This window comes from Oscillospiraceae bacterium CM, assembly GCA_022870705.1.
Taxonomy (GTDB): Bacteria; Bacillota; Clostridia; order Oscillospirales; family Oscillospiraceae; genus Sporobacter.
This window is the reverse complement of record CP072107.1, coordinates 1221135-1247104: the sequence shown is the minus strand read 5'-3', so window position 1 is coordinate 1247104 and position 25970 is coordinate 1221135. Positions and strand designations below refer to the sequence as shown.

At 54.1% G+C, this 25970-nt stretch carries 27 protein-coding genes; 13 read left to right on the top strand and 14 right to left on the bottom strand.

The window, feature by feature from the left end; all coding sequences use genetic code 11:
• The first annotated feature begins 60 nt into the window (after nt 1-60).
• The 8 genes from def to IZU99_06170 all read left to right on the top strand — a co-directional run bounded on the left by def (nt 61) and on the right by IZU99_06170 (nt 9251).
• Entirely contained in the window at nt 61-588 is a 528-nt protein-coding gene (def, locus tag IZU99_06205; protein ID UOO36878.1) for a peptide deformylase, read from the top strand.
• On the top strand, nt 585-1499 hold the full coding sequence (locus IZU99_06200; GenBank protein UOO36877.1) for a methionyl-tRNA formyltransferase: 915 nt from the start codon (nt 585-587) through the stop codon (nt 1497-1499). Before def ends, IZU99_06200 begins: the two co-directional genes overlap by 4 nt.
• A complete protein-coding gene (gene rsmB / locus IZU99_06195) occupies nt 1490-2824 on the top strand; it encodes a 16S rRNA (cytosine(967)-C(5))-methyltransferase RsmB (protein ID UOO36876.1) in 1335 nt (444 codons plus the stop codon). The genes IZU99_06200 and rsmB overlap by 10 nt, the downstream gene beginning before the upstream one ends.
• Entirely contained in the window at nt 2821-3864 is a 1044-nt protein-coding gene (gene rlmN, locus IZU99_06190; protein ID UOO36875.1) for a 23S rRNA (adenine(2503)-C(2))-methyltransferase RlmN, read from the top strand. Before rsmB ends, rlmN begins: the two co-directional genes overlap by 4 nt.
• A gap of 1 nt (nt 3865) precedes the next feature.
• On the top strand, nt 3866-4600 hold the full coding sequence (locus tag IZU99_06185; protein UOO36874.1) for a Stp1/IreP family PP2C-type Ser/Thr phosphatase: 735 nt from the start codon (nt 3866-3868) through the stop codon (nt 4598-4600).
• A 27-nt stretch (nt 4601-4627) separates the two neighbouring features.
• On the top strand, nt 4628-6421 hold the full coding sequence (gene pknB / locus IZU99_06180) for a Stk1 family PASTA domain-containing Ser/Thr kinase (GenBank protein UOO36873.1): 1794 nt from the start codon (nt 4628-4630) through the stop codon (nt 6419-6421).
• Between the two features lie 4 nt (nt 6422-6425).
• The gene (rsgA, locus tag IZU99_06175; protein UOO36872.1) at nt 6426-7304 is read left to right on the top strand and encodes a ribosome small subunit-dependent GTPase A; all 879 of its coding nucleotides are present in this window, start codon (nt 6426-6428) and stop codon (nt 7302-7304) included.
• A 411-nt stretch (nt 7305-7715) separates the two neighbouring features.
• Entirely contained in the window at nt 7716-9251 is a 1536-nt protein-coding gene (locus IZU99_06170) for a DUF3794 domain-containing protein (GenBank protein ID UOO36871.1), read from the top strand.
• 74 nt (nt 9252-9325) lie between these two features.
• Here the strand turns inward: IZU99_06170 and IZU99_06165 are convergent, their stop codons facing one another.
• Together IZU99_06165 and IZU99_06160 are read right to left on the bottom strand one after the other, a co-directional pair.
• A complete protein-coding gene (locus IZU99_06165; GenBank protein UOO36870.1) occupies nt 9326-10351 on the bottom strand; it encodes a tyrosine recombinase XerC in 1026 nt (341 codons plus the stop codon).
• A 194-nt stretch (nt 10352-10545) separates the two neighbouring features.
• Nucleotides 10546-10872 (bottom strand): hypothetical protein, encoded by a 327-nt coding sequence (locus IZU99_06160; protein UOO36869.1) that lies wholly within the window; start codon nt 10870-10872, stop codon nt 10546-10548.
• Between the two features lie 187 nt (nt 10873-11059).
• Between IZU99_06160 and IZU99_06155 the strand changes: the two genes are divergently transcribed.
• Nucleotides 11060-11227: a hypothetical protein gene (locus tag IZU99_06155; protein UOO36868.1), complete on the top strand. Its 168-nt coding sequence runs from the start codon at nt 11060-11062 to the stop codon at nt 11225-11227.
• Nucleotides 11228-11253: 26 nt separating this feature from the next.
• Here IZU99_06155 and radA read toward each other — a convergent pair whose 3' ends face one another.
• Both radA and IZU99_06145 read right to left on the bottom strand, forming a co-directional pair.
• Nucleotides 11254-12630, bottom strand: coding sequence for a DNA repair protein RadA (gene radA, locus IZU99_06150; GenBank protein UOO36867.1), 1377 nt, complete (start codon nt 12628-12630; stop codon nt 11254-11256).
• Nucleotides 12620-13366 (bottom strand): N-acetylmuramoyl-L-alanine amidase, encoded by a 747-nt coding sequence (locus IZU99_06145; protein UOO36866.1) that lies wholly within the window; start codon nt 13364-13366, stop codon nt 12620-12622. The genes radA and IZU99_06145 overlap by 11 nt, the downstream gene beginning before the upstream one ends.
• A 770-nt stretch (nt 13367-14136) precedes the next feature.
• Between IZU99_06145 and IZU99_06140 the strand changes: the two genes are divergently transcribed.
• Both IZU99_06140 and IZU99_06135 read left to right on the top strand, forming a co-directional pair.
• On the top strand, nt 14137-14586 hold the full coding sequence (locus IZU99_06140; GenBank protein ID UOO38767.1) for a spore coat protein CotJB: 450 nt from the start codon (nt 14137-14139) through the stop codon (nt 14584-14586).
• A gap of 2 nt (nt 14587-14588) precedes the next feature.
• Entirely contained in the window at nt 14589-14783 is a 195-nt protein-coding gene (locus IZU99_06135; protein ID UOO36865.1) for a manganese catalase family protein, read from the top strand.
• Nucleotides 14784-14807: 24 nt separating this feature from the next.
• Here the strand turns inward: IZU99_06135 and IZU99_06130 are convergent, their stop codons facing one another.
• Genes IZU99_06130 through IZU99_06120 form a run of 3 tightly spaced genes read right to left on the bottom strand, consistent with a single transcriptional unit; the run spans nt 14808 to nt 17792 of the window.
• On the bottom strand, nt 14808-16106 hold the full coding sequence (locus IZU99_06130; protein ID UOO36864.1) for a thymidine phosphorylase: 1299 nt from the start codon (nt 16104-16106) through the stop codon (nt 14808-14810).
• Between the two features lie 55 nt (nt 16107-16161).
• A complete protein-coding gene (locus tag IZU99_06125) occupies nt 16162-17637 on the bottom strand; it encodes a recombinase family protein (protein ID UOO36863.1) in 1476 nt (491 codons plus the stop codon).
• Nucleotides 17634-17792: a hypothetical protein gene (locus IZU99_06120; GenBank protein ID UOO36862.1), complete on the bottom strand. Its 159-nt coding sequence runs from the start codon at nt 17790-17792 to the stop codon at nt 17634-17636. Before IZU99_06120 ends, IZU99_06125 begins: the two co-directional genes overlap by 4 nt.
• Before the next feature lie 113 nt (nt 17793-17905).
• Between IZU99_06120 and IZU99_06115 the strand changes: the two genes are divergently transcribed.
• Together IZU99_06115 and IZU99_06110 are read left to right on the top strand one after the other, a co-directional pair.
• Nucleotides 17906-18292 carry a manganese catalase family protein gene (locus tag IZU99_06115; protein ID UOO36861.1) on the top strand — a complete coding sequence of 129 codons (387 nt, stop codon included), beginning with the start codon at nt 17906-17908 and terminating at the stop codon, nt 18290-18292.
• A gap of 149 nt (nt 18293-18441) precedes the next feature.
• On the top strand, nt 18442-18987 hold the full coding sequence (locus tag IZU99_06110; protein ID UOO36860.1) for a DUF4364 family protein: 546 nt from the start codon (nt 18442-18444) through the stop codon (nt 18985-18987).
• 125 nt (nt 18988-19112) lie between these two features.
• Here IZU99_06110 and xerD read toward each other — a convergent pair whose 3' ends face one another.
• From xerD to IZU99_06075, 7 genes are all read right to left on the bottom strand, one after another.
• On the bottom strand, nt 19113-20003 hold the full coding sequence (gene xerD / locus IZU99_06105; GenBank protein UOO36859.1) for a site-specific tyrosine recombinase XerD: 891 nt from the start codon (nt 20001-20003) through the stop codon (nt 19113-19115).
• A gap of 15 nt (nt 20004-20018) precedes the next feature.
• Nucleotides 20019-20648, bottom strand: a complete 630-nt coding sequence (locus tag IZU99_06100) for a stage II sporulation protein M (GenBank protein UOO36858.1) — start codon at nt 20646-20648, stop codon at nt 20019-20021.
• A gap of 355 nt (nt 20649-21003) precedes the next feature.
• Nucleotides 21004-21414 carry a TIGR04086 family membrane protein gene (locus IZU99_06095; GenBank protein UOO36857.1) on the bottom strand — a complete coding sequence of 137 codons (411 nt, stop codon included), beginning with the start codon at nt 21412-21414 and terminating at the stop codon, nt 21004-21006.
• 77 nt (nt 21415-21491) lie between these two features.
• On the bottom strand, nt 21492-21785 hold the full coding sequence (gene yajC, locus IZU99_06090; GenBank protein ID UOO36856.1) for a preprotein translocase subunit YajC: 294 nt from the start codon (nt 21783-21785) through the stop codon (nt 21492-21494).
• Nucleotides 21786-21856: 71 nt separating this feature from the next.
• Complete coding sequence (gene tgt / locus IZU99_06085; GenBank protein ID UOO36855.1) at nt 21857-22987, bottom strand: tRNA guanosine(34) transglycosylase Tgt; 1131 nt, start codon at nt 22985-22987, stop codon at nt 21857-21859.
• A 54-nt stretch (nt 22988-23041) separates the two neighbouring features.
• The gene (gene queA / locus IZU99_06080; GenBank protein UOO36854.1) at nt 23042-24064 is read right to left on the bottom strand and encodes a tRNA preQ1(34) S-adenosylmethionine ribosyltransferase-isomerase QueA; all 1023 of its coding nucleotides are present in this window, start codon (nt 24062-24064) and stop codon (nt 23042-23044) included.
• Nucleotides 24061-25614: a SpoIID/LytB domain-containing protein gene (locus IZU99_06075; protein ID UOO36853.1), complete on the bottom strand. Its 1554-nt coding sequence runs from the start codon at nt 25612-25614 to the stop codon at nt 24061-24063. Before IZU99_06075 ends, queA begins: the two co-directional genes overlap by 4 nt.
• Nucleotides 25615-25970: the final 356 nt, after the last annotated feature.

Genomic DNA, 25970 nt, shown 5'->3' with positions numbered 1-25970 from the left:
CTCATTTTCCCGGGCTGGAATGAGCGGCTAACAAATTGCAGCCGGAGAATAGGAATCACTATGGCGCTTCGACAGATTTTAAAAGACGGCGACACGACTTTAATAAAAAAAAGCCGCGCCGTGACGGACTTTAATGCGCGATTGCATCAGCTTTTGGACGATATGCGCGAAACGCTCTCAAACGCCGACGGCGTCGGTCTCGCGGCCCCCCAGGTCGGCGTTCTGCGCCGCGCTGTCCTCGTTGTTGACACGACGGGCGAGGGCGAGGCGATGGAAGAATGTGTTCTGGAACTCATAAACCCCGAAATCGTCACCGTATCCGGCGAGCAGACGGGAACGGAGGGTTGCCTCAGCGTCCCCGGTGTCTATGGGATTGTGACACGTCCCGAAACCGTTACCGTACGGGCACAGGATCGCTTCGGCAGCTTTTATGAGGTGACAGGTTCCGGCCTCACAGCCAGAGCCTTTTGCCACGAGATTAACCATTTGGACGGCATCTTGTTCACAGAGCTCGCCACGGAGATTTTAACCCCGGAGCAGCTCGAGGAAATGGCGGCCTTAGATGAGGAAACGGACAGCGAAGCATGAGAGTCGTTTTTATGGGGACGCCCAATTTTGCCGCGGCGTCGCTTCAGCGCCTGTATGACGACGGCTTTGACGTCGTCGGTGTTTTCACGCAGCCGGACAAGCAGCAAAACCGCGGTATGAAGCATCAGATGAGCCCTGTGAAGTCGCTGGCCCTGGCACACGCGACGCCTGTTTTTCAGCCTGTGACGCTGAAGGACGCCGAGGTTCTTCGTCAGCTTTGCGCGCTCATGCCGGATGTTATTGCCGTTGTTGCGTACGGGAAGCTTTTGCCGCCGGAGATACTGTCGCTGCCGCCTTATGGGTGTATCAACATCCACGGCTCGCTCCTGCCGAAATACCGCGGCGCGGCCCCCATTCAGCGCGCCGTTTTGGACGGTGAGACGACGACAGGCGTCACCTCCATGTATATGGCCCCGCAGATGGACGCGGGCGATATGATCTTTACGGAAGAAACGCCCATCGGTGATACGGAAACGGCCGGTGATTTGTTTGAGCGTCTGGCCGTCATCGGCGCGGCGCTGCTCAGCAAAACGCTTTGGGCACTGGCGGATAAGACGGCTCCGCGCATCAAGCAGGACGAGCGCTTTGTCACCGTCGCGCCGCCACTGTCAAAGGACATGACCCCCATCGACTGGGGAAAAAGCACGCGGGAAATCCTCTGCCATATTCGCGGTCTCATCCCGTGGCCCGTCGCGACGGCCGACATCGGCGGCACCGTTTTTAAAGTATTTCGGGCGGAAGCAGTGCAAACGGATAAGAGCGCCGCACCCGGCACATTTTTGTCCGCCGACGCGAATGGCCTTGTCGTTACCTGCCGGGATGGCGCTGTCCGCCTTTTGGAGGTGCAGGCACCGGGCGGTAAGCGCATGGCGGCGGGGGATTATTTAAGAGGGCACCCCCTATGCCAATGACAGCCCGCGAAGCCGCCCTGAAAGCGCTCGTGCTCTTCCGGCAGAAGAATCACCGGTCAGACGAGGCGCTCCATGAGGTTTTAAAGAATCAGACGCTGGACGCGCGTGACGCGTCTCTCTGTACGCGGCTTTTTTACGGCGTCATTCAAAACAGAACGCTGTGTGATTTTTATATCGGCGCGTTTTCAACCGTCAAGCCGGGGAAGATGGAGCCGAAGGTGCTTGATATTTTACGCCTATCTGTTTATCAGTTGCTTTTTCTGTCGAAAATTCCGGCACAAGCCGCTGTGAGCGAGGCTGTCGCCTTGACGCGGAAAAACGCAAACCCGCGCGCCGCTGGGCTTGTCAACGCCGTTTTGCGCAAGGTCGCGTCCCATCGTGACGCGCTGCCGGATATTCCGGGTGATGACATAGAAAAGCTGGCAACGCGCCACAGTCATCCGCGCTGGCTCGTTGAAGTGTTTTCCGACGAACTTGGCGGCGATTTATCGGAAGCTGAAGCCCTTTTAAAAGCCAATAATGAAAATCCACCTGTCACCGTCATTGTTAACACACTGAAAACAGACGTCATAACGGCGCTGAACGCGCTCCGGGCAGAGGGGGCGGAAGTCGAAGCCCATCCGTATCTGGAGCAGGCGCTTATTGTCCGCGCCGCCCGGCGCATCGACCGGCTGCGTGCTTTTCAAAACGGCCAGATATTCGTTCAGGACGCGGCGGCGTTTCTGGCGGTTCAAGCCGCCGCGCCGGAGCCCGGCCAGTTTATTTTGGATGCCTGCGCCGCCCCGGGCGGCAAGTCGTTTGCCGCTGCCGTTTTGACAGGCGACACGGGGCATATTCTTGCCCGCGACATGACGGAAGCGAAATGCCGAAAAATCAGCGACGGGGTCAAAAGACTTGGCCTGTCAAACATCGAAATAAAAGTCGCTGACGCGCGAAAGGGTGACCCGTCGCTTGACGCAAAGGCAGACCTCGTCATAGCCGACGTGCCGTGCTCCGGCTTCGGCGTCATTCGAAAAAAGCCGGAAATCCGGTATAAAACGCGGGAAGAAGTCGCCGAGCTGCCTGCCTTGCAGCTTGAGATTCTGCAAAATCTCTCGCGCGCCGTCCGCCCCGGCGGCGTCCTTCTCTATGCAACGTGTACCCTTCTTCCGGAAGAAAACGAGCAGGTCGTCCAAGCGTTTTTACATGAAAACAGCGCGTTTACGCCGGAGGCTTTTTGCTTGCCCGGACCGATTGGTACCGTGCCGTCCGGGATGATCACGCTATGGCCGCACCGCCATGAAACGGACGGTTTTTTTATCGCGAAGCTCAGGAGGCGCACATGAAGGAAGACATCAAGTCACTCTTGCCGGATACGCTCAAAGAGCGCCTCGTGGCGCTGGGCGAGCCGGGGTACCGCGCGGGGCAGGTTTTTAAATGGCTGCACGCGGGTGCGCGGACGTTTGAAGAGATGACGGATCTTTCAAAAGCCCTCCGGGAAAAGCTTACCGCACATTTTGACATCACGGTGCCGGTCATTTTAAAAAAGCAGGTTTCAAACGACGGGACGATCAAATATCTCTGGCAGCTCCAAGACGGTAACGCCGTTGAAACAGTAGTCATGCGCTATCACCACGGCGATACCGTCTGCATTTCAACGCAGGTGGGCTGCCGAATGGGCTGCGCGTTCTGCGCGTCGACGGTCGGCGGTCTTATCCGTCATCTCGCGCCGTCCGAGATGGTCGATCAGGTGCTTTTCTCCCAGCTGGACGCCGGGCGGAAAATCTCCAACATCGTCTTAATGGGCATTGGCGAGCCGCTTGATAATTATGAGAATGTCCGGCGTTTTTTATCGCTGATTTCCGATGAAAACGGCATGAATATCGGGATGCGGCATATCTCTTTATCGACGTGCGGCCTTGTAGAAAAAGTTGACAAACTGGCAGAGGATAAATTACAATTGACGTTGTCGGTGTCTCTGCACGCGCCGGATGACGAGACGCGCGCGCGGCTGATGCCGGTCAATAAAGCGTACAACGTTGAGCGTCTCATCGAAGCCTGCCGCCGCTATTTTCGAAAGACTGGGCGGCGCGTTTCCTTTGAGTACGCCATGGTTGACGGCGTTAATGACACGCCCGGTCACGCCGAGCGTTTAGCGCAGCTTTTGAAAAACTCAGGCGCGCATATAAATCTCATTCCGCTCAACGCGGTGACGGAGAGCGGCCTTGAACCGTCAACCCCAGCAGCTGTCAAAGCCTTTGCCGAAAGGCTTAAAACTCGCGGCGTCAACGTCACGGTGCGCCGCCGTCTTGGCAGCGATATCGACGCGTCCTGCGGGCAGCTGCGCCGGAAGACGATACGGCAGAAAGAGCCGGGAGAGACATAAGATGGACTATTGTGGAATAAGCGATATTGGAAAGGTTCGAAAAATCAATCAGGATGTCTGCTCGGTCGCGTACGACGCACCGTCGGGCATTGCGCTGCTCGTTGTCTGTGACGGCATGGGCGGGGCGAAGGCCGGCAACATAGCCAGCGACATTGCGGCAGGCGCGTTTATGGAAGCCGTTAAAGAGCGCCTTGTGGTGAATGCCAACATCATCGATATCATGCAAATGATGAACGAGGCGTCACGATTGGCCAATACGCGCGTTTACGAGCGAAGCGTCGGCGACAGCGATTGCGCCGGGATGGGCACAACACTCGTGGCTGCTGCTGTCTCTCCGGGCGGCACCGTCGTTTTAAACATCGGCGACAGCCGCGCGTATCATGTGACGAAAAGCGGCATCACACAGGTGACAAAAGATCACTCGGTCGTTGAAGACATGATCGACCGGGGAGACTTGACGCGCCAGGAGGCATCAAGCCACCCGAACAGAAATCTCATCACGCGCGCGCTCGGCACATCCCCAGAGACAGAGCCTGATTTCTTTTTTATCAATCTCAGTGATGGTGAGCATTTGCTCTTATGCTCAGACGGCCTGTCAAACGTTGTCCCCGAGCAAGTGCTTTTTGAGGAAATTACAGCGGGGCAGCCCGTTGAACAGACATGCCGCCGCCTCATTGACCTCTCGCTTGGCCGGGGCGCTCCCGATAATGTCACAGCCGTTTTACTGAGAAAATAACGCGTCCTTCTGAAAGGAGGCATGCTCATGGAGAGCACCGACAGATATATCGGTCAGATTCTCGACAACAGATATGAAATCCTTGAGAAAATCGGAACAGGTGGGATGGCCGTCGTCTATAAGGCGCGCTGTCACCGCCTGAACAGGCTTGTCGCGGTCAAAATTCTCAAAGAGGAATTATCCGACGACGCAGACTTCAGACGCCGCTTCCATACAGAGTCACAGGCCGTCGCGATGCTATCCCATCCGAATATTGTTGCCGTTTACGACGTCAGCCGTTCCGGCAATATTGAATACATCGTCATGGAGCTCATTGAGGGCATCACGCTTAAACAGTACATCAGTCGCAAAGGGCAGCTCAACTGGAAGGAAGCGCTCCACTTTGCAACGCAAGTGACAAAAGCGCTCGGCCACGCCCATTCCCGCGGGATTATCCACCGCGATATCAAGCCGCACAACATCATGATTTTGAAAGACGGCAGCGTCAAGGTTGCCGATTTCGGCATCGCACGGTTGCAGTCGAATCAAAATACACTGACGCAGGAGGCGCTTGGCTCCGTCCACTATATCTCACCGGAGCAGGCCAAGGGCAGCCATGTGGACGCCCGGTCGGATCTTTATTCCGTCGGTGTTGTGCTCTATGAAATGCTCACAAGCCATCTGCCGTTTGAAGGCGACTCTGCTGTTTCGGTTGCCATTCAGCACATCAGCGCCATACCGCTCATGCCGCGGGAATTAAACCCCGACATTCCCGTTGGCTTAGAGAGCATTACGATGCACGCTATGGAGCCCGATTTAAACCGCCGCTACGCCACGGCCGAAGAGCTCCTGGCCGATTTGGAAGAGTTTCGCAAAAATCCGGCGCTTGAGTTTTCGTTTGTGGACAAAAACGCGGCCGGGCAGCCGACGCGCAAGGTGCCCTCATCGGCCATTGTCAAGGCGGAGAGCATTCTGCCAAAGCCTGTCCGTCCCGTCGTACGGACGCCGGAGCTCTCGCGCGCGGAATACAGCCGGAGCGCCAAGCGCGCGATGAAAACGTCATCGCTCGTCTCAATCATTTTGATATCGGTCTTTCTCGTCGCCGCCGTTGTCTTCCTTGCGACGTATTTTATTTCAAACTGGAATCAGAAGGCAACAACCGTCACCGTACCGAAATTTGTCACGCTGACGTATGACGACGTGGTCGGCAATCCCGAGAATACGCAAATTTATCACTTTAGCAAAACGGATGTCTATGATGCGAGCATTCCGGCTGGCGTCATCATCTCGCAGGACCCGCAGCCGAACCGCCAGTATAACAAGCAGCCCGGCAGCCTTATTGACGTCAATCTCACCGTTTCACGCGGCCCGGAGCCGGAGCAGACGATGCCGGACCTGTCGAATATGGACATTTATCAGGCGCAAAGCGCTCTGAGCAGCTTGATGCTTGACCTGGATGTTAAGACAACGGCGCAATCAGACGATAGCATTACGAAGGATTACGTCATCAAAACAACGCCGGCGGCTGGCGACGCGCTCACGAAGGGTATGACCGTCTTCATCATCTACAGTTCGGGGCCGGAACCCGTCACGGTGCCGGATGTGACGGGTCTGCCGATTTCGCAGGCGGAGTCGCGCCTGAAAAGCTATGGTCTCACATGGAAAATTCAATATCAGGCAAGCGACACGGCGAAAGACACCGTAATATTCCAGAGTATCCCAAAGGACGCACAGGTGCCGAAAAATTCGCAGGTTATTTTAACGGTTTCGACGGGTCCGTCAACTGTAACGTCGCCGCCGCCGTCACCATCAATATCGCCTTCAACGTCGCCCTCACCGTAGCGGCATGAAGGAAGGTGTCATTCTCAAAGCACTCAGCGGTTTTTATACCGTGGCCGACGGTGAGGAAGCATGCGTCTGCAAAGCGCGCGGCCGCTTCCGGCGGGAGCAGATCGTGCCGCTTGTCGGCGATTGCGTCGAATACAGCGCTGCCGGAGACGGTACCGGCGTTCTGGAAAATGTTCTGCCGCGGCGCAACACGTTTGTCCGTCCGCCGGTTGCCAATCTTGACAGGCTCGTCATCATCACCTCTGCCGTCATCCCGGTAACTGATCCGTATCTCGTTGACAGAATGACGGCTATTGCCGCCTTGAATGACTGCGAGGCCATCATCGTTGTCAACAAGTGCGATATTGCCCGTGGTGACAGCCTATATGACATCTACAGCAGCGCGGGGTTTTTAACGATCCGTACAAGCGCCGCGACTGGTGAGGGCATTGACGCGCTTTTTAACGCCGTAGCGGGGAAGGTCTGTGCGTTCACGGGCAATTCCGGTGTCGGCAAGTCGAGCATTCTGAACGCATTGGAGCCGAGCTTCGGCCTTCAAGTCGGCGACGTCAGCCAAAAGCTGGGGCGCGGCCGCCATACGACGCGCCATGTGGAGCTTTATAAACTGCGAAACGGCGCGCTGATCGCCGACACACCGGGCTTCTCCGCGTTTGACACCGACATGATGCGTCTTGATGACGAAGAGCAGCTGCCATATCTCTTTCAGGAATTTGCGCCGTATTTAGGTCACTGCCGTTTTACTGACTGTGCGCATGTCAGTGAGCCCGGCTGCGCGGTTTTGGAGGCCGTCGCAAACGGGCTGCTTCATCCCTCGCGGCATGAGAGTTACGAGCGTCTTTATGAGCTGGCAAAGCAGAAAAACGACTGGGAAAAATGATGTCGCGTCACAGAAACCCGCCTTGAACGTATACTGTAACGATACCTAACGGATCGGCAGTGCTCGGAAAGGCGGTTTTGTTTATGCGACGGTGGCCGTGTAGAACAATTGGACTATACATAGCGGGAGCCGGTGTGCTTATCATTCTGGCACTGATTCTCCCATTTGAACTGTGGTGGTTTTTTCTTGGCATAGCCCTTGTACTGGCCGGCATTATGCTCATCCGGTGCTGACGAAAAGGCGAGGGGAGGTCAAAAATTGAGAATTTATGTTTTCAGAGCGCCAAGGCTGCTCCGGGGGCTCTTAAAAGCCGTTTTTCATTAAAGCGGCTTTTCCTTTTAAACAAGCCGTCATAAAAAGGCCGACCTTCAAATATATTTAAGCAGAATTCTTTGAAGGAGAGGACGATTGATGGACATCTTTCTCAATAAGGAAAAGATAAATTACGTCAAAAGCGTGCTCAATGCGAGCATGGCAAACGAGGAAACAATGGAGATGATCGTCCCCGACGCGCTGCCGGACATTCTGCGTATCGTGGACACGGACGGCACTGTTTTTCTGCGGAGTAAATCAACAGATAACGGCAGGGCGGTCATTTGCGGTGTCGTCGACGCGACGGTGTTGTACTGCCCGGAGGGTGAGAGCGGTCTTCGCAAGCTCAATACAGAGGTGCCGTTTACCGTCACGGCCCCGAACGGCGATATTTCACCGAATACGCGTGTGACGGCAAATGCCGTACTCTCGTCGGCCGACGCCTCTATGGTCAACCCACGCAAGATCATTGTCCGCGTAAACCTGATGACGGATGTATCCTGTTTTAACGACGATGACGCGATGATTGCCGCCGGGCTCGAGGATAACGGCGAGGCCGGCATCGAAGCGCTGACAGACAGCGGTGATATTGTAACAACGACGGGTGTTCGTGAAAAAACGTTTGTCATCTCCGACGAGCTCGCCGTTCCGGCGGGGAATCCGCCCGTTGGGGAGATGCTCAAATACCGCATCATGCTATCGCCGGAAGAGACAAAAATGGTCGGCAGCAAGCTCATTTTGCGTGGCAGCGCCGCCGTTATGCTTCTCTATCTGCCGGAGGGCGGCGGAGAGCCCGCCAAGGCCGACTTTTCAACAGAATTTTCTCAGATCATGGAGCTTGACAACGCCGGGCAGGACGATGATTTTCACATCATTCTCATGCCGACCAACGCCTATTTCGACAGTGAGATGTCGCCGCACAACCCGGACGGGCGCAATCTGATCATGGAGATCCATGCCGTCGCGCAATGCGTCACGTCTGAAAAAAAGAGACTGTCGTATATTAAAGATCTGTACAGCACCAAGTATCCGCTGGATATGACGACGACAGACGCGCAGTTTGAAAACAGAAGCCAGACAAAGGTCCCGGCGGTTTTTCACGGTGTTCTCGAGACGCCGAGTGCCGTTTCGCGCGTTCTGGCACTCAATGTTCACCCGGGCGCCGTCACACTGGCAGCAGGTTCCGGCGAGATGTCATGCCCATTGAATGTCTGTGTCCTGTATATCAGCGACGACGGACGCGTGTTGTCCGCCATGCGCCAGTTTGATGTCACGGCGGCATCAGAACCCATGGAGAACGCGCATTCAACCGCCAATGCCGTCTGCGGGAAGGACGTCTACGGTGTCCCTGTCGGCAACGCCATAGAGCTGCGCATTCCTGTCGACATGACGATAACGGCAACGACAGCTGTGCCGTTTAAAACGATTGACGCCCTGTCATACGATGAGACGATGCCGCTTGACCGCTCTAAAGAGCCGTCACTAATCGTGACGCGCACCGCAAACGGCGAGTCTCTGTGGGACATTGCCAAGAAGCACCATTCCTCCTCAAAACTGATTCTGGCGGCAAACGAGATGGACAGTGAAGAAAACATGGGCGCCGGTCAGCTGCTCATCATTCCAAAACAGCGGTAAAAAGATAAATAAAAACCAAGCCTCTCTGTTGTCACAAACGACAATAGAGAGGCTTATAATTTGTACAAATAGCACTACTCGTCTTTTTCGCTGCCAACCATGTTTTTCGGGGTCTTTAAGGAGGCGAGGGGAGAGCGCAGCGCAGCCTCGCGCAGGCTGTCACTTTCGACGTGCGTGTAAATCTGTGTCGTGTTCAAATGTTCGTGGCCGAGCAGCTCCTGAAGCGTTCGGACGTCAACGCCGTTTCGCAGCATCAGCGTTGCCGCCGTGTGGCGCAGCTTGTGCGAGGAGTATTTGTCGGCGTCAAGACCGGCCGCCGCCAGGTGCGTTTTGACGAGATGGTGAACCGTGGCCGTCGAGACGCGGTTCCGCCGTGACGAGAGGAAAAGCGCGCGGCGGTCAACAGGTTTTATATCCATTCGGACCGCCAAATAGCTGTTGAGCGCCTCACAGCATGCATCGTTTAAGTAAACGATGCGCTCTTTGCTGCCTTTGCCGAGCACACGCAGCGAGTCGGGTCGCACGTCGCCGAGGTTAAGGCCCGCCAGTTCGGAAATACGCAGGCCACAGTTTAAAAAAAGCGTCAGAATGCAGTAGTCGCGCGATCGGTTTGCACCGGTGACGGACGTTAATAGGCGCGTGCTTTCCTCAAGCGTTAGGTATCGCGGCAGCGTTTTAGTTGTCTTCGGAGAGTCAAGGTCGGCTACAGGGTTTTTATCAAGCTGCTTCGTTTTGACGGATAGGAAATTGAAAAAAGAGCGGAGCGCCGCGATTTTTCTTGCACGGGTTGTTGCGGACAGGCCAGGCTTAGACGTGCCGCCGCGGCTTGCCTTTGTGCGCTCGCGCGCAAGGTAGGCCAGATAGTCGTAGATATCGGCAAGTGCAACCGATTGGACGACGGCGAGGTCGACGTCCTGAATCGAAATATCGTCAAACGCTGTGTCTTTCGGTACTAAGCGTCTGTGCCGCTTTAAAAACCGGAAAAAGGTTCGGAGGTCAAGATAATACTCGTCAGCCGTTTTTTTGGAGTGGCCTTTAATCGTTTCGTGATACGTCAGAAAGTCACGGATCACGGCGGGGGCCGTCAATCTGTCGTCCATTTGAGTTCCTCATTTGCAGTAAGTGATGTCATTTTTACAATTATCATACAACATTTTGCCAGGGAGGTCTATTGACGGATTGACCAAACATTCAACAAAATAAAAATTTTGTTGAATGCAGTGGGGGAAAACGGGGCGAGAGGGGGGTTCAAGCGGTCTGAATATGAATATAAAAAAGAGCCGCTGTATTATTGCTAATACTGCGGCTCTAATTGATGATCAGCAAACTGCCTAAGTTCATGGCAGTTTGTTATGTTTTTAATCGGCGTCCAAAAAGTTGAGGACAAAAATTTGTTAACTTCAAAAAGACAAAAAATCTCATCGTTATCGAGATTGTATGTAACCGCTTTGACCGGCGGGCTGAGTTCTTCGCCGTCAGTTGCCTGCCAAAGCCAGACGTTGGAGTTTTTTCTGAATTTCATACCGACGATCGGCAAAAAGGGCAGTTTTACGAGGCTCGTATATGCGCCGATCAGTTGATGCTCATCATTGAGTACTTTGACGACCAGTGTAACGTTCAATCATCGCTCCCCCTTTATTCAATTCTTATCAATTATACCTTGTGTGACTTGTATTGACAAGCAGAATAAAACCACCGGAGTTTGTATAGATTAGATAAAAAGATCCTAAAAACGTCAATCTCCGACAAAAAAAGCATTCTAATATTTTGTTGAAGCCTGCACACACTAGCATGGGAGGCGAAGGAAAATGAGTCTCATTCCCTGCACCGGAGACTGTGTCTATCAGGCAGATGGTTGCTGCGGGTTGGAACGCGCCGCTTCAAAAGGCATACCGGAGCCATCCGGAGAAAACTGCGTCCATTTCATCCGAAAAAATAAACAGGCGACGGCGCTTGACGGCGAAAGTATCTCATAAGGCCTGAAATATTCACAAAATGAGTATCAGCCTTCTGATGAAGCAAGCGCGAGGCGGATGGCTTCCTCAATGTTACACGCCTGTAAAAGTGTGAGTCCCTCTGGCGCTGTGACTTTCCCCAGACCGTTTTTAGGGAGCAAACAGTATTTAAAACCGAGCCGCTTTGCTTCCGATAGGCGCATGTTCATCTGGGTGACAGGACGCAATTCACCCGTCAGCCCGACTTCTCCGACAGCGACGAGCTCGTCTTTAAGGGGCTTGTCCCGATAACTCGACGCCAGGGCGAGGACGACGGCCAAGTCGGCAGAGGGCTCGTCAATTGAGAGGCCGCCGACAACATTGAGATAGGCGTCACAGCTGCCGAGACGAAGGCCGCCGCGCTTTTCCAAAACGGCTAGCAGCATCATTGCCCTATTGTATTCAATGCCTGTTGCGTTGCGGCGCGGGACGTTGTAACTGCTTGGCGCGACGAGGGCCTGCACTTCGGCCAGAACGGGACGCGTCCCTTCCAGAACGCACGTGACGCACGTCCCCGGTGCGGCCGTCGGCCTGCCAGACAGCAGCAACTCTGACGGATTGGCGACTTCGGCAAGGCCGGTCTCCAGCATTTCAAAAACGCCGATTTCATTTGTTGGGCCGAATCTGTTTTTCGACGCGCGCAGAATTCTGTAATGAGAGGTCATCTCCCCTTCAAAGGCGAGCACGCAGTCAACCATGTGCTCAAGCACCTTCGGCCCCGCAATCGCACCCTCCTTGTTGACATGCCCGATGAGAAAGACAGTCAAGCCGCTGTTTTTTGAAAACTGGAGAAGCGACATCGTACACTCGCGCACCTGCGCAACACTGCCCGGCGACGAAGAGAGCTCGCCGTTATAAAGCGTCTGAATGGAATCGACGATCATAATGTCCGGCCCCAGCACCTCACAGGACGATAAGATTTCCCCGAGCTCTGTTTCGGATAAAACAAAAAGACCGCTCCCCGACACGCCAAGCCGCTCAGCACGCAGCTTCAGCTGGCGGCCGGATTCTTCCCCAGAGACATACATAATCTTTTTCCCGATAGCAAGATGGCGGCAGATTTGGAGCAGCAGCGTCGACTTACCGATGCCCGGCGGCCCACCGACAAGGACAAGGGAGCCGACAACAGCCCCGCCGCCGAGCACACGGTCGAGCTCTGTTAGGCCGGTTGAAAACCGAATATCGGCGGACGCGTCAAGCTCCGTTAAAAGCTTTGGCGTCCGGGCTGATGACACACCGCTTTTAACGGGTGCGCTTTTCGTGACTTTTGTCGCGACGGGCTGTTCAACAACCGTGTTCCAGCTGCCGCAGGCGGGGCATTTACCCTGCCATTTCGGCGTCTCGTTGCCGCACTCCGTGCAATAATATGCTATTTTAGCTTTCATTGGTGCCTCCAAAATCTGTCTGATACAGGCCAGCCCTGCTTGTCAGATAACACGCCGCGACGGTCGCGGCAATTTTTATTTGATACCCGTCTGTCAGCAAACGCTGTTCCTCAGCGGCGTTCGTCAGAAAACCGCACTCAATGAGTAGCGCCGGGCATTTGATATTATTCATCAGGAGAATAGAATCTGGGATTTTTGATGCCGTCCGCCGATTTTTAGGGTCGAGCGCCTGAATAAGCGAGGACTGCATCACATCGGCAAAGGGCTTGCTCCCCCCTGTCGGCGCGTACAGCACCTGCGCGCCGTTTGGGCTGCCACTGGGATACGTATTCTGGTGAATGCTGATGAGCACGGCGTTCGGTGTTTTGTTAATGAGTGTCAGCCGCCTTTTCTGATCCTCCGCTTTTTTCGCCCGGATCGTTGTCGCGCTGGCGGAATAGTCGAGGTCTTCTGTTGTGCGTGTCATCACAACAGGCACGCCGTAAAAAACAGCAATGAGCTCCAGCTTTTTTGCAATTTCAAGGTTAATTTGGCTCTCCTTCACGCCCGAGAGCGATACGGCACCGCCGTCTTCCCCGCCGTGACCGGCGTCGATGATGAGTGTTTGCCGAGATGTTGCCTCATTGCCTGAAAAAACGCGCCGCAGCGCGGGTGAATCAAAGGATAATGCAGCTGAAATCATGAAGATTGTTAACAGTAAAACGACAAGAAACCTTAATTTATTCTGATTGCCCATCTTTAACACGTCCCCTTTCATTTCATGGTATGACTTGAAAAAAGACGTTATGAAAAGGATTCGGCAAAGAGACTGGCACGGTGCCGCGAAAGCAGGATGAACACGGAAAAACGACCTGTCATATACTGGTTCGGGAAACACTTTCCCAAAGAACAAAAGGAGGAAAACACTTGGAGGATCATTACGTACAACCGAGCAGTACCGCGCGGCAGCGATATGCAGCTGGCGCAAAGACAATGCCGTCCGGTGCACAGGCAAACAGCAATGCCGGCGTTATGGGCAGTGGTAGCGCTTCAAATAACATGAACGCCCCGAATATGGGCGCCATGCCATATATGTCCGCAAAGCAGAACATGGGCGTTTCGCCGATGGCCAGCGCCAACAGCGGGTTGATGCCGGAAATGATGAACAAGCCGAACAGTGGCGTGTCCCCGATGAACATGGGCATGATGCCGCAGCAGGCGGCAAAGCCGAACATGGGCGTTTCGCCGATGGCGAACGCGAACAGCGGTATGATGCCGGAAATGATGAATAAGCCGAACAGCGGCGTTTCCCCGATGAACATGGGTATGATGCCGCAGCAGGCGGCAAAACCGAACATGGGCGTTTCGCCGATGGCGAGCGCCAACAGCGGTATGATGCCGGAAATGATGAATAAGCCGAACAGCGGCGTTTCCCCGATGAACATGGGCATGATGCCGCAGCAGACGGCAAAGCCGAACATGGGCGTTTCGCCGTACATGACCGGCAAACAAAATGTTTCCGGTGCGATGACAGATACATCCCCCTGCGGGTATAAAAACGGCGAACTGCCGCCATGCGCGCCTCTGTCCGTCGGATATGTCCCGTTCCAATCGAAAAATCCGCCGACATATCAAAATGATGAGGCGTTAACGCGCGGAACGCTTTTCCCCGGCCTAGACTTGCCGTTCATGAACATCGCGAACAACACAAACCCATACGCCGGAACACCTTTGGGCGAGCTGATGGCGCTTGGTTTTGCCATCGACGAGCTCAATCTTTATCTGGACACGCATTCAAATGACAGGGATGCGCTTGACATGCTGAAAACGCTCAACAAGCTAATGAAAGAGGGCATGGATAAATACGTCCAGCTGTACGGACCTCAGACAATTATGGACATTACATCCGGCGATGAATTCACATGGCTTAATAACCCCTGGCCGTGGGAATACGCCGAAAGAGGGGCGGGTAAATAAGGATGTTTGAATATCAGAAAAGGCTCGAATACCCCGTCAAAATCTCAACACCCAATCCCGCCCTGGCAAAATTCATCATCAGTCAGTACGGCGGGCCGGACGGCGAACTCGGCGCTTCCCTGCGCTACCTCAGCCAGCGCTACTCTATGCCTTACCCGGAGCTCAAAGCGCTGTTAACCGATATAGGTATATGGTAGACGCAAAAGACTTTTTTGTGTTCTTTACCGTAAAACGCTGTGAATAAGAGGCGCTGGCGATGGCTTGTCAGGGCCGTATGAAACGGCGGTGTTGAGATAGGCGCGGGCGGGAGCGAGGCGGCTTTTATCGCTTGTGTGCAAGACGGCGAGCGTCTCGCCGGGGGCGCAGAAATCTCCAAGCGATTTATTAAGCACAATACCGGCCAGCGGGTCAACACCTTCTACGGCCTTCTCCCGACCGGCCCCGAGGGCGGACGACGCTTTGCCAAACAGCTCGGCGTTGAGGTGTGTTAAATAGCCGCCTTGGGAGGCGACGAAAACGTCTTGGACGGGTGCTTCGCCAAGTGCCTTGGGGTCGTCAATAAAGGCCGTATCGCCGCCCTGATAGGCTATCCACTGGCGAAACTTCTCGAGGGCGCGGCCGCTTTGCAGGGCATCGTCCACCGCCGCGGCGCTTTGCGCGTGCGGCCAGCCATGGCATAGGGAGAGCATCTCGGCGGCGAGGGCGCAGGAAACGTCGCGCAGCGCCCCGCCCTCCCCTTTCAAAACACGGACAGCCTCTAAAACCTCCAACGCGTTGCCGATGGCGCTCCCGAGCGGCACGTCCATTGTCGTCACAAGGGCGGCCATGTTGCGGCCTGCCGCTTTGCCGATCGTCACCATCGTCTGTGCGAGCCGGGCGGCGTCTTCCGGGGTTTTCATAAAAGCACCGCTGCCGAATTTCACGTCCAGTACGATGTTTTGCGTGCCGGAGGCGAGCTTTTTGCTCATGACGCTCGACGCGATGAGCGGAATGCTGTCAACCGTTGCCGTCACGTCGCGCAAGGCGTACATTTTTTTGTCGGCTGGCGCAAGCGTGCCCGACTGGCCAACGACGGCGATGCCGATTTCCTTGACTTGCTGTATAAACCGATCACGCGTCAGCGTTGTCTGAAAGCCCGGGATCGCTTCAAGCTTGTCCACCGTGCCGCCCGTGTGTCCAAGCCCGCGGCCGGACATTTTGGCGACAACGACGCCGAGGGAGGCGACAATCGGCAGCGCGATCAGCGTTGTTTTATCGCCGACGCCGCCTGTGCTGTGCTTGTCGGCCGTCAAACTGCCAAACGGGGACAAATCGACGCTGTCACCAGACTGTTGCATGGACAGCGTCAGCGTTGTGACCTCGCGTGCGTCCATCCCGCTGAAATAGACGGCCATGAGAAACGCCGCCATCTGATAATCCGGCACGTCGCCCACCGTAAAACCGTCAACCGCATAGCGGAGCTCATCGTCCGTCAGCGCCTGTCGATCACGTTTTTTTTGAATGATATCGTAAAACCGCATAACGCGCGTCCCTTCTCCGGAATTTTCCTTATCATATCACATCCGGCGGCTAAAGTTAATCCTCAAATTGCGCCTGAAACGGCGCTGAAAGGCCGAACAGGCGGATCGTCACGCCGCCGTTTGTGACGGTGAGCGACTCAACAAGGCTCAGATAAAATACGTCGTCATCGTGCATACCGGCGCAAAGCGCTGACAGCGCCGCTATGAGCGTCTCGTTTTCCCTGCCGGATATGGTTTCAACGGATCCAGCTTGATGACATAAGGCGCTTTCCTCCCGCTGATACGCCTCTTTTAAAACATTGTAGACAGCCTTATCAACATCGCCGGACAGATACGCATCCGTCAGCTTCATCTGCTTATCCCGCAAAGCTGTGACAGTGTGCGCGGGCTGTGCGCGCCTTGCCACGTCGCTTAAGTGCCTGAGGATATTTGAGAGGTTTTGCGTCAGCACCGCGCTGTCAAAGCCGGAGACGATCGCCTGCACGCAGGAGACAACAGCCTCCTCCCGCAGGGAGCGGACAGCGTCACAACACCGGCAGCCATCCGGCACCCAAAGGCGGTAGAAGCTGCCGTCGCGGCGGCGGCGCGTCCGGCAGCGATACGTTTTACCGCACACACCACAACGGACTTTGCCGGACAACGGATAACGGACGGCGCGGGATGTGTCGGCGTTTTGTGCTGTATTACGACGATTGAGCTCTTCTTGGGCGGCTGCCCATGTCGCACGCGGAATGATGGGCTCATGATGGTTTAACAGACGGACATAATCTTCAAAGTCGGGATTTCTGATCTTTTGGTGCGACAGATAATCAACGGTGATGGTTTTCCGCTGGACAAGGTCGCCGCAATATTTTTCGTTGCGCAGAATTTTATAAATAGCACCGCCGGACCAGGTTGTTTTCCCGGATGGTGTCAAAATGCCGTCCTCGGTGAGCGTGCGCGCAATCTGGCGGACGCCGCAGCGCCCGTCCAAAAAAAGGCTGAAAATCCGGCGGACGATAGCCGCTCCGCAAGGCTCGACCGTCAGGCTGCCGTTTACCGCCGTATAGCCGAGGAGACTGCGCCCGAAGACAACGCCGCGCTCCATGCGTCGCCGCTGGCCCCATTTGACGCGTTCGCTCGTTTTCCGGCTCTCCTCCTGCGCGACAGACGCCATGATATTCAGCCGCAGTTCGGCATCCGGATCGAGCGTCGAAATACCGTCGTTTAAAAATAAAACACCGACGCCCCATCGCTTTAAAGCACGCGTGTAGCGAACGGTGTCCAAGAGATTTCGCGAAAAACGGCTGATCTCTTTTGTGACAACGAGGTCAAAAAGGCCAAGCTTCGCGTCGCCAAGCATGTCAAGAAAACCGGTGCGCGGGGCTGCCGACGTGCCGGAAATTCCTTCGTCAGCGTAGATTTGATAAAGCGACCAGCCGGGTGTGGCAGCAATATAGTCGGTAAAAAACGTTTTCTGGCTTTCAAACGAGGTTTGCTGATCACAAAGCTCGGTTGACACGCGGCAGTAGGCGGCAACGCGCGTTGTCAAAAGTCTGCCTCCAGTCGATCAAAGCACCAAAAGAGTGCCCCTTCCGATAGCAAACAGCGCCGCCGTAGCGCGAGTAAGGCCTGCTTTTCAAAAATACGGATGAACCCGGCGCTTACAGCGCGCTGTTCCGCATCAATCATCTTTAAGCTTTTCAACGCCATCCCTCCCCAAAAATCATATTCGGGCGCGCAGGTGTCTTTGCCTGTCTCAGAAAAATTTGTGTTATTGCGTTAACGAAATAGGTACGGAGGAACTGGGCCACCTCGAGATGGTCGGCACTATCGTCCACCAGCTGACGCGGAACATGAAGGTGGAAGACGTTAAAGCAGCTGGGATGGAAGGCTATTTCGTCGACCACACGGCGGGCGTCTATCCGCAATTTGCCTCCGGCACACCGTGGACAGCCGCGACGATGCAGGTATCCGGCGACACCATCGCCGACCTTACAGAGGATATGGCTGCCGAGCAGAAAGCGCGCAAAACGTATGACAATATCCTAAGGCTCTCAGACGACCCGGACGTTAATAACGCCATCCGGTTTCTGCGGGAGCGCGAAATCGTCCATTTCCAACGGTTTGGCGAGGCGCTCCGCCTCGTCACCGAGCGGCAGAACCAGAAAAACGTTTACGCCGTCAACCCAAGCTTCGACAGATAAAAAAGCATGGCAGCCGGTTCATGAACCGGCTGCCGTTTTTCCATCGAAAAGCGATGACACAGACTGACCGCTATTTCGCGACACAAAAAAGCTATACGCAGCGGAACAGTTGTATTATAATAGACAAAAAAGAGAAGGACGGCATCATCATGGACGAGCGGCTCGGGTTTATACGGGACAAGCTGGATATCAAAATTCTGATTTTGTTTATTTTGCGGCGGCTCCCCGAACCGGTCACTATGGAAACGCTCAGCGACCTCACGCTGTGTGACGAGGGCATCAGCTATTTTGATTTTGCCGAATGCGTCACAGAGCTTGTTGAAACGGCACACCTACAGACGGACGGGCATACGTACACCCTGACGGAAAAGGGCGTTCAAAACGGTGAAATCACGGAGAATAGCCTGCCGTTCTCAGTTCGCGTCAAGGCAGAGCACAGCGCTGCCGACATGCGCTTTCGGCTCAATAGAAAATCGATGATTTCAACGAGCCATGCTATACGGCGCAAAGGCGGCTATTCCGTGCGACTGTCACTGTCAGACGGTGTGAGTGACCTTGTGTCGATGGAGCTGTATGCTTCAACCGAACAGCAGGCGCGCACGCTTGAAAAAGGCTTTGCGCAGAATGCCGAGTCCGTCTATAACCGCCTGATTCAAATGCTTTTGGAGCCGTCAAATGACCCCGTACAAAAATAAAAAGATCATGCTGAGGCCGCTGCCGAAGAAACGTGAAATGCCGGGTTTTTACCCGGCATTTATCAGTGCCTCTTTGCACGGCTCAGTATGACAAATTGAAGAAGAATATGGTCCCGCAGCTGCGGTTATGCACGAGGGTGCGACTTGTTGTAGACATCCTTGAGTTGCTTTTTGACAAGCTGCGTATACACCTGAGTCGACGAGATGTCGGCATGGCCCAGCATTTCCTGTAATGAGCGGATATCCGCACCGTTTTCCAGCAAATGCGCGGCAAAGGAGTGGCGCAGCGTGTGCGGCGTGATTTCTTTTTCGATCCGGGCTTTCTCCTGGTAGTGCTTAATGATCTTCCAAAAGCCCTGACGCGACATGCGCTCGCCGCTCATGTTGACAAAGAGGGCCACTTCCGTCGGCAGCGCGAGCATCTGATGGCGTACGAGCGTGATGTAATCGGCAAGCGCCTTGATCGCCGCCGGATAAAGCGGGATCATCCGCTCTTTTTCGTTGTTGCGGCAAACGATAAGACCGGTTGAGAGATTGATATCATCTTCATTGAGCGATATGAGTTCACTGACGCGAATACCTGTTGCATAAAGAAGCTCCAGCATCGCTTTGTCGCGGTAGCCCTTCATATCGGTGCATTCCGGCTGCTCTAATAAAAGCTCTACTTCCCTGCTCGTCAAGATCTGCGGGAGCTTTTTAACCGTTTTGACAGTTTCGATATTATAGATCGGGTTGCCGGACAGACGTCCAGCCGCCGTCAGAAAATTGAAAAAACACTTAAGTGACGCGACCGAGCGCGATATTGTCGCCGTCGACTTGCCGTTTTTCGTCAGCCAGTCAATATACCGCTCCACATCCCCCTTGTCGACACCCGATAAAGAGGTATAACCTTTTGTTTCGAGATACATGAGAAATTGATTGATATCCCGCATATAGGATGAAATCGTATTCTTAGACGCCTGCTTCTCATCCGTCAGATATATTTGAAAATCGCTTAAGGAAACAGATTCAAGCACGTCTTGTACCTCCCGTCATGAAGTAATATGCGAAGCGGTAAGCGCAATCAGGTGCGCCGTCAAATATGTGTCGACCACCGCTGTGAAAAATAATACTATAAAGCACAGACCACAGGAGAGCAGCATGCGCCTGTCCACAAGCTCAGCGGCCGGCTTTAAAGAACCCGGAAGAGCCCGCTTGAGCAGCGACAGGGAGGCTGAATAGGCGGTGAGTGCGATGATAAAGAAACACGGGAGCGTCAAAAGCGTGTTCATGCCGAAAATCGACAGTGATAGCAAAACGCCTCGGCCGCCGAACAGGCGGACAATGGCGGAGACTGAGAAGCAGAGAAAAAAGCCGCGTGCTGCCGACAGAAGCGGGATCAAGACAACGCCGAATACCGATAAACCGAAGAAAACGGTCAGCAGCTGGTATTTAAAATTCGTCACAACAGCTGAAAAAAGCGCTGGCTTTGATGCCGATGCGCCTGAAAACGAGGATAGATAGCTCTCCAGATAATGACGGAGCGTTGTCCCGTCGTGAATAAGACCGGCTGAAACGGTACCGGCAATCGCGCCGCAGATAAACAGGACGGCACAAAAGACAAGGCCGGTGCTTTGTGTTCTGTCCGCCCGAAGCGACAAAACAAAGAATCTTTTGTTCAAGTCAATCACCCCATATAAAATATGGGACAAGACTGAAAAAAATGCCATGCTTTTGCGCATGAGCTGCCGTTGAAATCTTAACAGTAAAAACACTATAGTACAAACAGGCTCAAGAATCAAGGATGACAGTGGATATTTCGAAAGTTTGTTAATTATGTCCATTTATTATGTCGATTAGATTATGTAAACATTGAATATACAGGCTGCAAAAGAAACAAATAATAACAAAAGAACTATATATAGGACGCATGCTTAGAATGCGCCTATATATAGAACGGAATGAAACAGTTATGTCAATCTCTCGAAACGCTTTAGAGCATTTTTGGTTGAAAACAGTCTCGTTCAATTTCGACAATTACGCACGCTTGTGATGTGTTTTTTTCATATTAAGCGCGCCGCCGAGCACGCCGCCCAATAAAAAGACGGCAAGATAAACAGGCGTTCGCGAGCTGATGAGGCTGCCGTTTTCGTTCAATGAGGCTCCCAGGAGCGTGAGGCCGAATAAGACAGCCCCGACGAGTGCACCGACGACGACAATACGGCTTTTGTTACGCCTGCCGGCAACAAATGCGCCGATAAGCGCCCCGGCAAATGCCGCGGCACAAACAATCGCAACCATCAGGTTTTCCGGCACAGTGCCAGATACAATAAGTGCGGCGAGACCGGCAAACAGGATCAATATGGCGGCAATGCCGACGACAGCGCCAAGGACAACACTGACGGCCAGCTGACGTGCCGGGCTCATTTGATTGTCGTTTTTACGCATGATAATGCCCCCCGTGCAAATAGTTTGTACAACATCCTATTCGCACAGAGGGCTCAAAATGACTGACGAGAAGCTTATTATTTCGGTGGTTCTTCCGTGGCTTTTCCGACCGTTGAAATGGCCCATTTGGCAACCTGAACGCGAACCCTGTCCTCGCTCGTTTCAAACGTGACGGTGTCATTTGTGACGGAGACAACCTTGCCGATAAAACCGCCGATTGTCGTGATGACATCACCGACGGAAAGTGTATCGCGCATTTCCTTGAGCTTTTTCTTCTTCTTGTTTTCTGGGCGAATCATGAAGAAATAAAAAACGACAACAAGGACAACGATCATTGCGATCGAGCCATACTGTGAAGCAAAAAATTCCATAATGTACCTCCATGAACGTAATGCTTGCATTATACGTGCCGCGCCAAAAAAAAGCAAGTATAAATATAGGCTTAAAGGCGTTTGTCAAGGATTTCAGCATATTTTGCCCGAAAAGCGTCAAATGTATCCGTCTTCAGAGCGTCCCGGATGCGGGCGGTTAACGTGTTGTAGAAATAAAGGTTATGGAGAACAGAGAGCCGGAGCGCCAGCATTTCGCCCGACTTAAAGAGATGGCGCAGATACGCACGCGAATAGCGGCGGCAGACAGGACACGCGCAGTCGCCGTCAATGGGGCCATCATCCGCCTTATACTTTTCGTTATGGATATTGATAATGCCGGACCATGTGAACAGGTGGCCGTGGCGGCCGTTTCGCGCCGGCATTACGCAGTCAAAAAAGTCGATGCCGCGGGCGACGGCCTCAATAATATTGACGGGGGTGCCAACGCCCATCAGGTAGCGCGGCTTATCGGCCGGCATAAAAGGCTCCACCGTCTCAATCGTTTCATACATCTCGCTGACGCTTTCACCGACGGCAAGGCCGCCGATGGCATACCCCGGCAAGTCGAGGGCGGCAATCTCCTGCATATGGGCAATGCGCAGGTCGGGGAAAACGGCGCCTTGATTAATACCGAAGAGCAGCTGCCCGCGGTTGATAACATGAGAACTTTCTGAAAGCCTTTTGAGCTCGTCGCGGCAGCGGACGAGCCAGCGGGACGTTCGGGCGCAGGAGGCCTTCACATAGTCGTAGGCAGCCGGTATGGCAACGCACTCGTCAAACGCCATGGCGATGTCTGACCCGAGATTGCTTTGAATGCGCATGCAGTCTTCCGGCGACATGAAGATTTTGCGCCCGTCGACATGTGACTGGAACGCGACGCCTTCCTCAGAGAGTTTTCGGAGCCCGGAAAGTGAAAAAATCTGAAAGCCGCCGCTGTCGGTGAGGATCGGCTTGTCCCAAGCCATAAAAGGATGCAAACCGCCGAGACTTTTAATGAGCGCGTCACCGGGGCGAATATGGAGGTGGTATGTGTTCGACAATTCGACCTGACAGCCGATGTTTTCCAAATCTTCCGACGAGAGACCGCCCTTGATGGCCGCCTGCGTGCCGACGTTCATGAAAACAGGCGTCATCACAACGCCGTGCGCCGTTGTGAGTTCTCCAAGCCGCGCGCGGCCTTCTTGTTTATGGCGTTTAAACATAATATCTCCGATTTATTGAACAAATAAATGCTTGCCGCTGCTTAAAACGTCCAGTCAGCTGATGAACATCGCGTCGCCAAACGAGAAGAAGCGGTAGCGCGCTTGAATGGCCGTCTCATAGGCGTTTAATACATGCTCACGCCCGGCGAGAGCCGAGACAAGCATCAAAAGCGTACTCTCCGGCAGATGAAAATTTGTGATGAGTGCGTCAACGCACTTAAAGCAGTAGCCCGGATAAATAAAGGCGTTTGTAAAGCCTGAAAATGGCGCGAGCGTTCCGTCTTCCTCGGCGCGGGACTCCAGCGTCCGGCAGGACGTTGTGCCAACGGCAATAACGCGCGCGCCGCTCCGCCGCGTTTTGTTCACGATGTCGGCCGTCTCCTGCGATATTTCGCAATATTCCGCGTGCATCACGTGGTCTTCAATCTCTTCCGATTTAACGGGACGAAACGTGCCGAGACCGACGTGAAGCGTCACGGCGCAAATTGTAACACCGCGCGCTTTGACAGATTCCAAAAGTGCCGGCGTGAAGTGAAGCCCGGCCGTCGGCGCGGCTGCCGATCCCAAAACACGGGAATAGACGGTCTGGTAACGCTCGGTGTCGGTGAGTTCTTCATGGATATAGGGCGGCAGGGGCATTTTGCCAAGGCGCTCAAGTACTTCCATAAAAATACCGTCGTATTGAAATGTCAATAGGCGGTTGCCGCCGTCAATTTCACCCGTTACAACGGCTGTTAAATCACCATTGCCAAAAGAAAGCGCCGTCCCCGCACGCGTTTTTCGGCCCGGGCGCGTCATGCATTCCCAGACACCGCCACCCCTGTCACGCAGCAGAACGACTTCAACGGCGCCGCCGTGTTCCCGCCTGCCATATAGGCGTGCCGGGATAACGCGGGAATCATTTATAACGAGGCAGTCCCCTTCTTTTAAAAGCAATGGCAGGTCATAAAAATGGCGGTGTGCGAGATCGCCCGAAACCTTGTCAAGCGTTAAAAGCCGGGAGGAATCGCGCTCGGCAGCTGGTGTTTGCGCGATCAGCTCCGGCGGGAGGTCAAAATAGAAGTCGCTTTTCTTCATCCAACGGTAACCCCGGTAAAATAAAACGTTAAAATCTGGTCATATGTCTTGCCGTAGTACTTGGCCATGGAATAAGCGCCCCACTGGCTCATGCCGACATTATGGCCTTTTCCCGCGCCGGAAATAACAAACGTCTTGTCCGTCGACTCGCCGCCGACAGGAACGGTGCTACCAGAGCCGTCCACAGCATACAGCTGGCCCTGCCCCAATAGCGCCGGAACGCCGCTGCCGCCGACGGCATAGTACGTCTCCTGCTCGCCCGTGAGCACGCTGCCGGAGCCGTTGACGTACAAGTCGTCCGAGCCGCTTGTCGTGATCGTAAAATGAATAGAGCTGACGCCGAGGGCCGAGCGGACGCTCTCCCCTTTAGTAAACGTAAAGGTCTTGCCGGTATCGTCTGTCAGCGTGACCTTGTAAACATTGCCGACGGCCGTCGTCTGCGTCACAGCCATGCTGACGATTGTCGAGCAGTTATACCCCTTGCTGCGCAGGCGCTGCGTGATGCTGCTGGAGGTATACGTCACCGTCCAGTAATAGCCGGAGGCAATAGACGTGATGTTCTTTTCATACGGGTCGGCGACGCCGCGTAGGTACGGCACGGCTGAGGCCCACACATTTTCGCTGTTTTCCGTCGCGCCGCCGTCACAGGAGGAGTAAAAAGCGACGCACAGCTGGCCGTTATACGTCAGGTACTTCCCGGCCGTCTGGTCAACGGCCGCGTCCGTCGTGGCGTTGGATAAACTGACGCCGCGGTAAACCTGGCAATCCTCCGTCGTGCAGACATCGAAGCCCGAGTGCTTGCCGATGTTGGCCAGTACATATGTCCGCGCGCAGACGGCCTGCGCCTTTAAGGCCTCAACCGGCCACGTGTTCGACATTTCATATGGGATAACGCCCTTTGTGTAATCTTCAATATTGACGCAGTTAATAACGGTCAAATCACCGCCGGATGGCCGGGAGTACTGAAAGCCGCCATAATACTTATAACCTTTAAACCACGTCTGGCATTTGGCGCCGCCGCTAGACAGCGGAAAAATAACGAGATAAGACGTTGTGCCGTTTTCAAACTCAAAGAGGATTGTATCCGTCCCTGTTTTAACGACGGTGACGGTATTCGATGTACCGGATGTGACGGCGGCATTTTGAATACTGTTGGCTGTTATGTATGAAGCGGCTTCATCCTGGGAAATGAATTCGCCGATACAGACGTAAAAGCTGCCGCATGAATACTTTACGAAGCTTTTCACATACGCGGCTGCCGCCGCTTGCGCACTGGCAAATGTCGCATACGATGTATTGAGCTGGACGTGGTAGCAGCCGACAACAATGGTACCGGCGGAGCCGGGCGTATAACAATTGACCGCGCTGTCATAGACCATGTTCCGGTCACGCAAAACAGTCAGTTTTGTTTCTGCCGTCGATACGCCAAGCGGTACAAACTGGCGACTGCCGTCGAGCGTGCCGAACTGATAGCCGCTGCCGGCCCCCGTCACATTCTGGAGATTGGCCGAAGACAGGGCGCTTGAACCGTAGTATAAACCGACTTTCACGGTTGTAAACGGCGGCGTGTAGGCCTGTGCTGTCTGTAAAACAGCTGCAGATATTAAAATCACCGCAGACAATATCAAATGAAATAAGCGCCTTAAAACATTCTTCATTCCAAAACCTTTCAGTAAAAGCGGCCTACATGATAAAAGACCAGAAACCGGCTGAAACAGCAGGCGTTTTTATTGACACAAAAATAATCTTGTGTTAATATATATAATTATTATTAAGCGCAGAGGCGCGGTCCTTATCAGTAGCGGCGGCGAGGCGTCCGGTTTTGCCGAAGACCTGCCGTGAAAGGAATGACCGCCGAAGGACGGCCGCTATCGGAAGCGGCACTCCTGGTTTTCGGGTTAACAGC

What these genes read in the sequence shown, in the direction of transcription:
- def (UOO36878.1), top strand. Translation starts at nt 61, where the DNA reads ATGGCGCTTCGACAGATTTTAAAAGACGGCGACACGACTTTAATAAAA.
- IZU99_06200 (UOO36877.1), top strand. Translation starts at nt 585, where the DNA reads ATGAGAGTCGTTTTTATGGGGACGCCCAATTTTGCCGCGGCGTCGCTT.
- rsmB (UOO36876.1), top strand. Translation starts at nt 1,490, where the DNA reads ATGCCAATGACAGCCCGCGAAGCCGCCCTGAAAGCGCTCGTGCTCTTC.
- rlmN (UOO36875.1), top strand. Translation starts at nt 2,821, where the DNA reads ATGAAGGAAGACATCAAGTCACTCTTGCCGGATACGCTCAAAGAGCGC.
- IZU99_06185 (UOO36874.1), top strand. Translation starts at nt 3,866, where the DNA reads ATGGACTATTGTGGAATAAGCGATATTGGAAAGGTTCGAAAAATCAAT.
- pknB (UOO36873.1), top strand. Translation starts at nt 4,628, where the DNA reads ATGGAGAGCACCGACAGATATATCGGTCAGATTCTCGACAACAGATAT.
- rsgA (UOO36872.1), top strand. Translation starts at nt 6,426, where the DNA reads ATGAAGGAAGGTGTCATTCTCAAAGCACTCAGCGGTTTTTATACCGTG.
- IZU99_06170 (UOO36871.1), top strand. Translation starts at nt 7,716, where the DNA reads ATGGACATCTTTCTCAATAAGGAAAAGATAAATTACGTCAAAAGCGTG.
- IZU99_06165 (UOO36870.1), bottom strand. Translation starts at nt 10,351, where the DNA reads ATGGACGACAGATTGACGGCCCCCGCCGTGATCCGTGACTTTCTGACG.
- IZU99_06155 (UOO36868.1), top strand. Translation starts at nt 11,060, where the DNA reads ATGAGTCTCATTCCCTGCACCGGAGACTGTGTCTATCAGGCAGATGGT.
- radA (UOO36867.1), bottom strand. Translation starts at nt 12,630, where the DNA reads ATGAAAGCTAAAATAGCATATTATTGCACGGAGTGCGGCAACGAGACG.
- IZU99_06145 (UOO36866.1), bottom strand. Translation starts at nt 13,366, where the DNA reads ATGGGCAATCAGAATAAATTAAGGTTTCTTGTCGTTTTACTGTTAACA.
- IZU99_06140 (UOO38767.1), top strand. Translation starts at nt 14,137, where the DNA reads ATGACAGATACATCCCCCTGCGGGTATAAAAACGGCGAACTGCCGCCA.
- IZU99_06135 (UOO36865.1), top strand. Translation starts at nt 14,589, where the DNA reads ATGTTTGAATATCAGAAAAGGCTCGAATACCCCGTCAAAATCTCAACA.
- IZU99_06130 (UOO36864.1), bottom strand. Translation starts at nt 16,106, where the DNA reads ATGCGGTTTTACGATATCATTCAAAAAAAACGTGATCGACAGGCGCTG.
- IZU99_06115 (UOO36861.1), top strand. Translation starts at nt 17,906, where the DNA reads ATGGTCGGCACTATCGTCCACCAGCTGACGCGGAACATGAAGGTGGAA.
- IZU99_06110 (UOO36860.1), top strand. Translation starts at nt 18,442, where the DNA reads ATGGACGAGCGGCTCGGGTTTATACGGGACAAGCTGGATATCAAAATT.
- IZU99_06095 (UOO36857.1), bottom strand. Translation starts at nt 21,414, where the DNA reads ATGCGTAAAAACGACAATCAAATGAGCCCGGCACGTCAGCTGGCCGTC.
- yajC (UOO36856.1), bottom strand. Translation starts at nt 21,785, where the DNA reads ATGGAATTTTTTGCTTCACAGTATGGCTCGATCGCAATGATCGTTGTC.
- tgt (UOO36855.1), bottom strand. Translation starts at nt 22,987, where the DNA reads ATGTTTAAACGCCATAAACAAGAAGGCCGCGCGCGGCTTGGAGAACTC.
- queA (UOO36854.1), bottom strand. Translation starts at nt 24,064, where the DNA reads ATGAAGAAAAGCGACTTCTATTTTGACCTCCCGCCGGAGCTGATCGCG.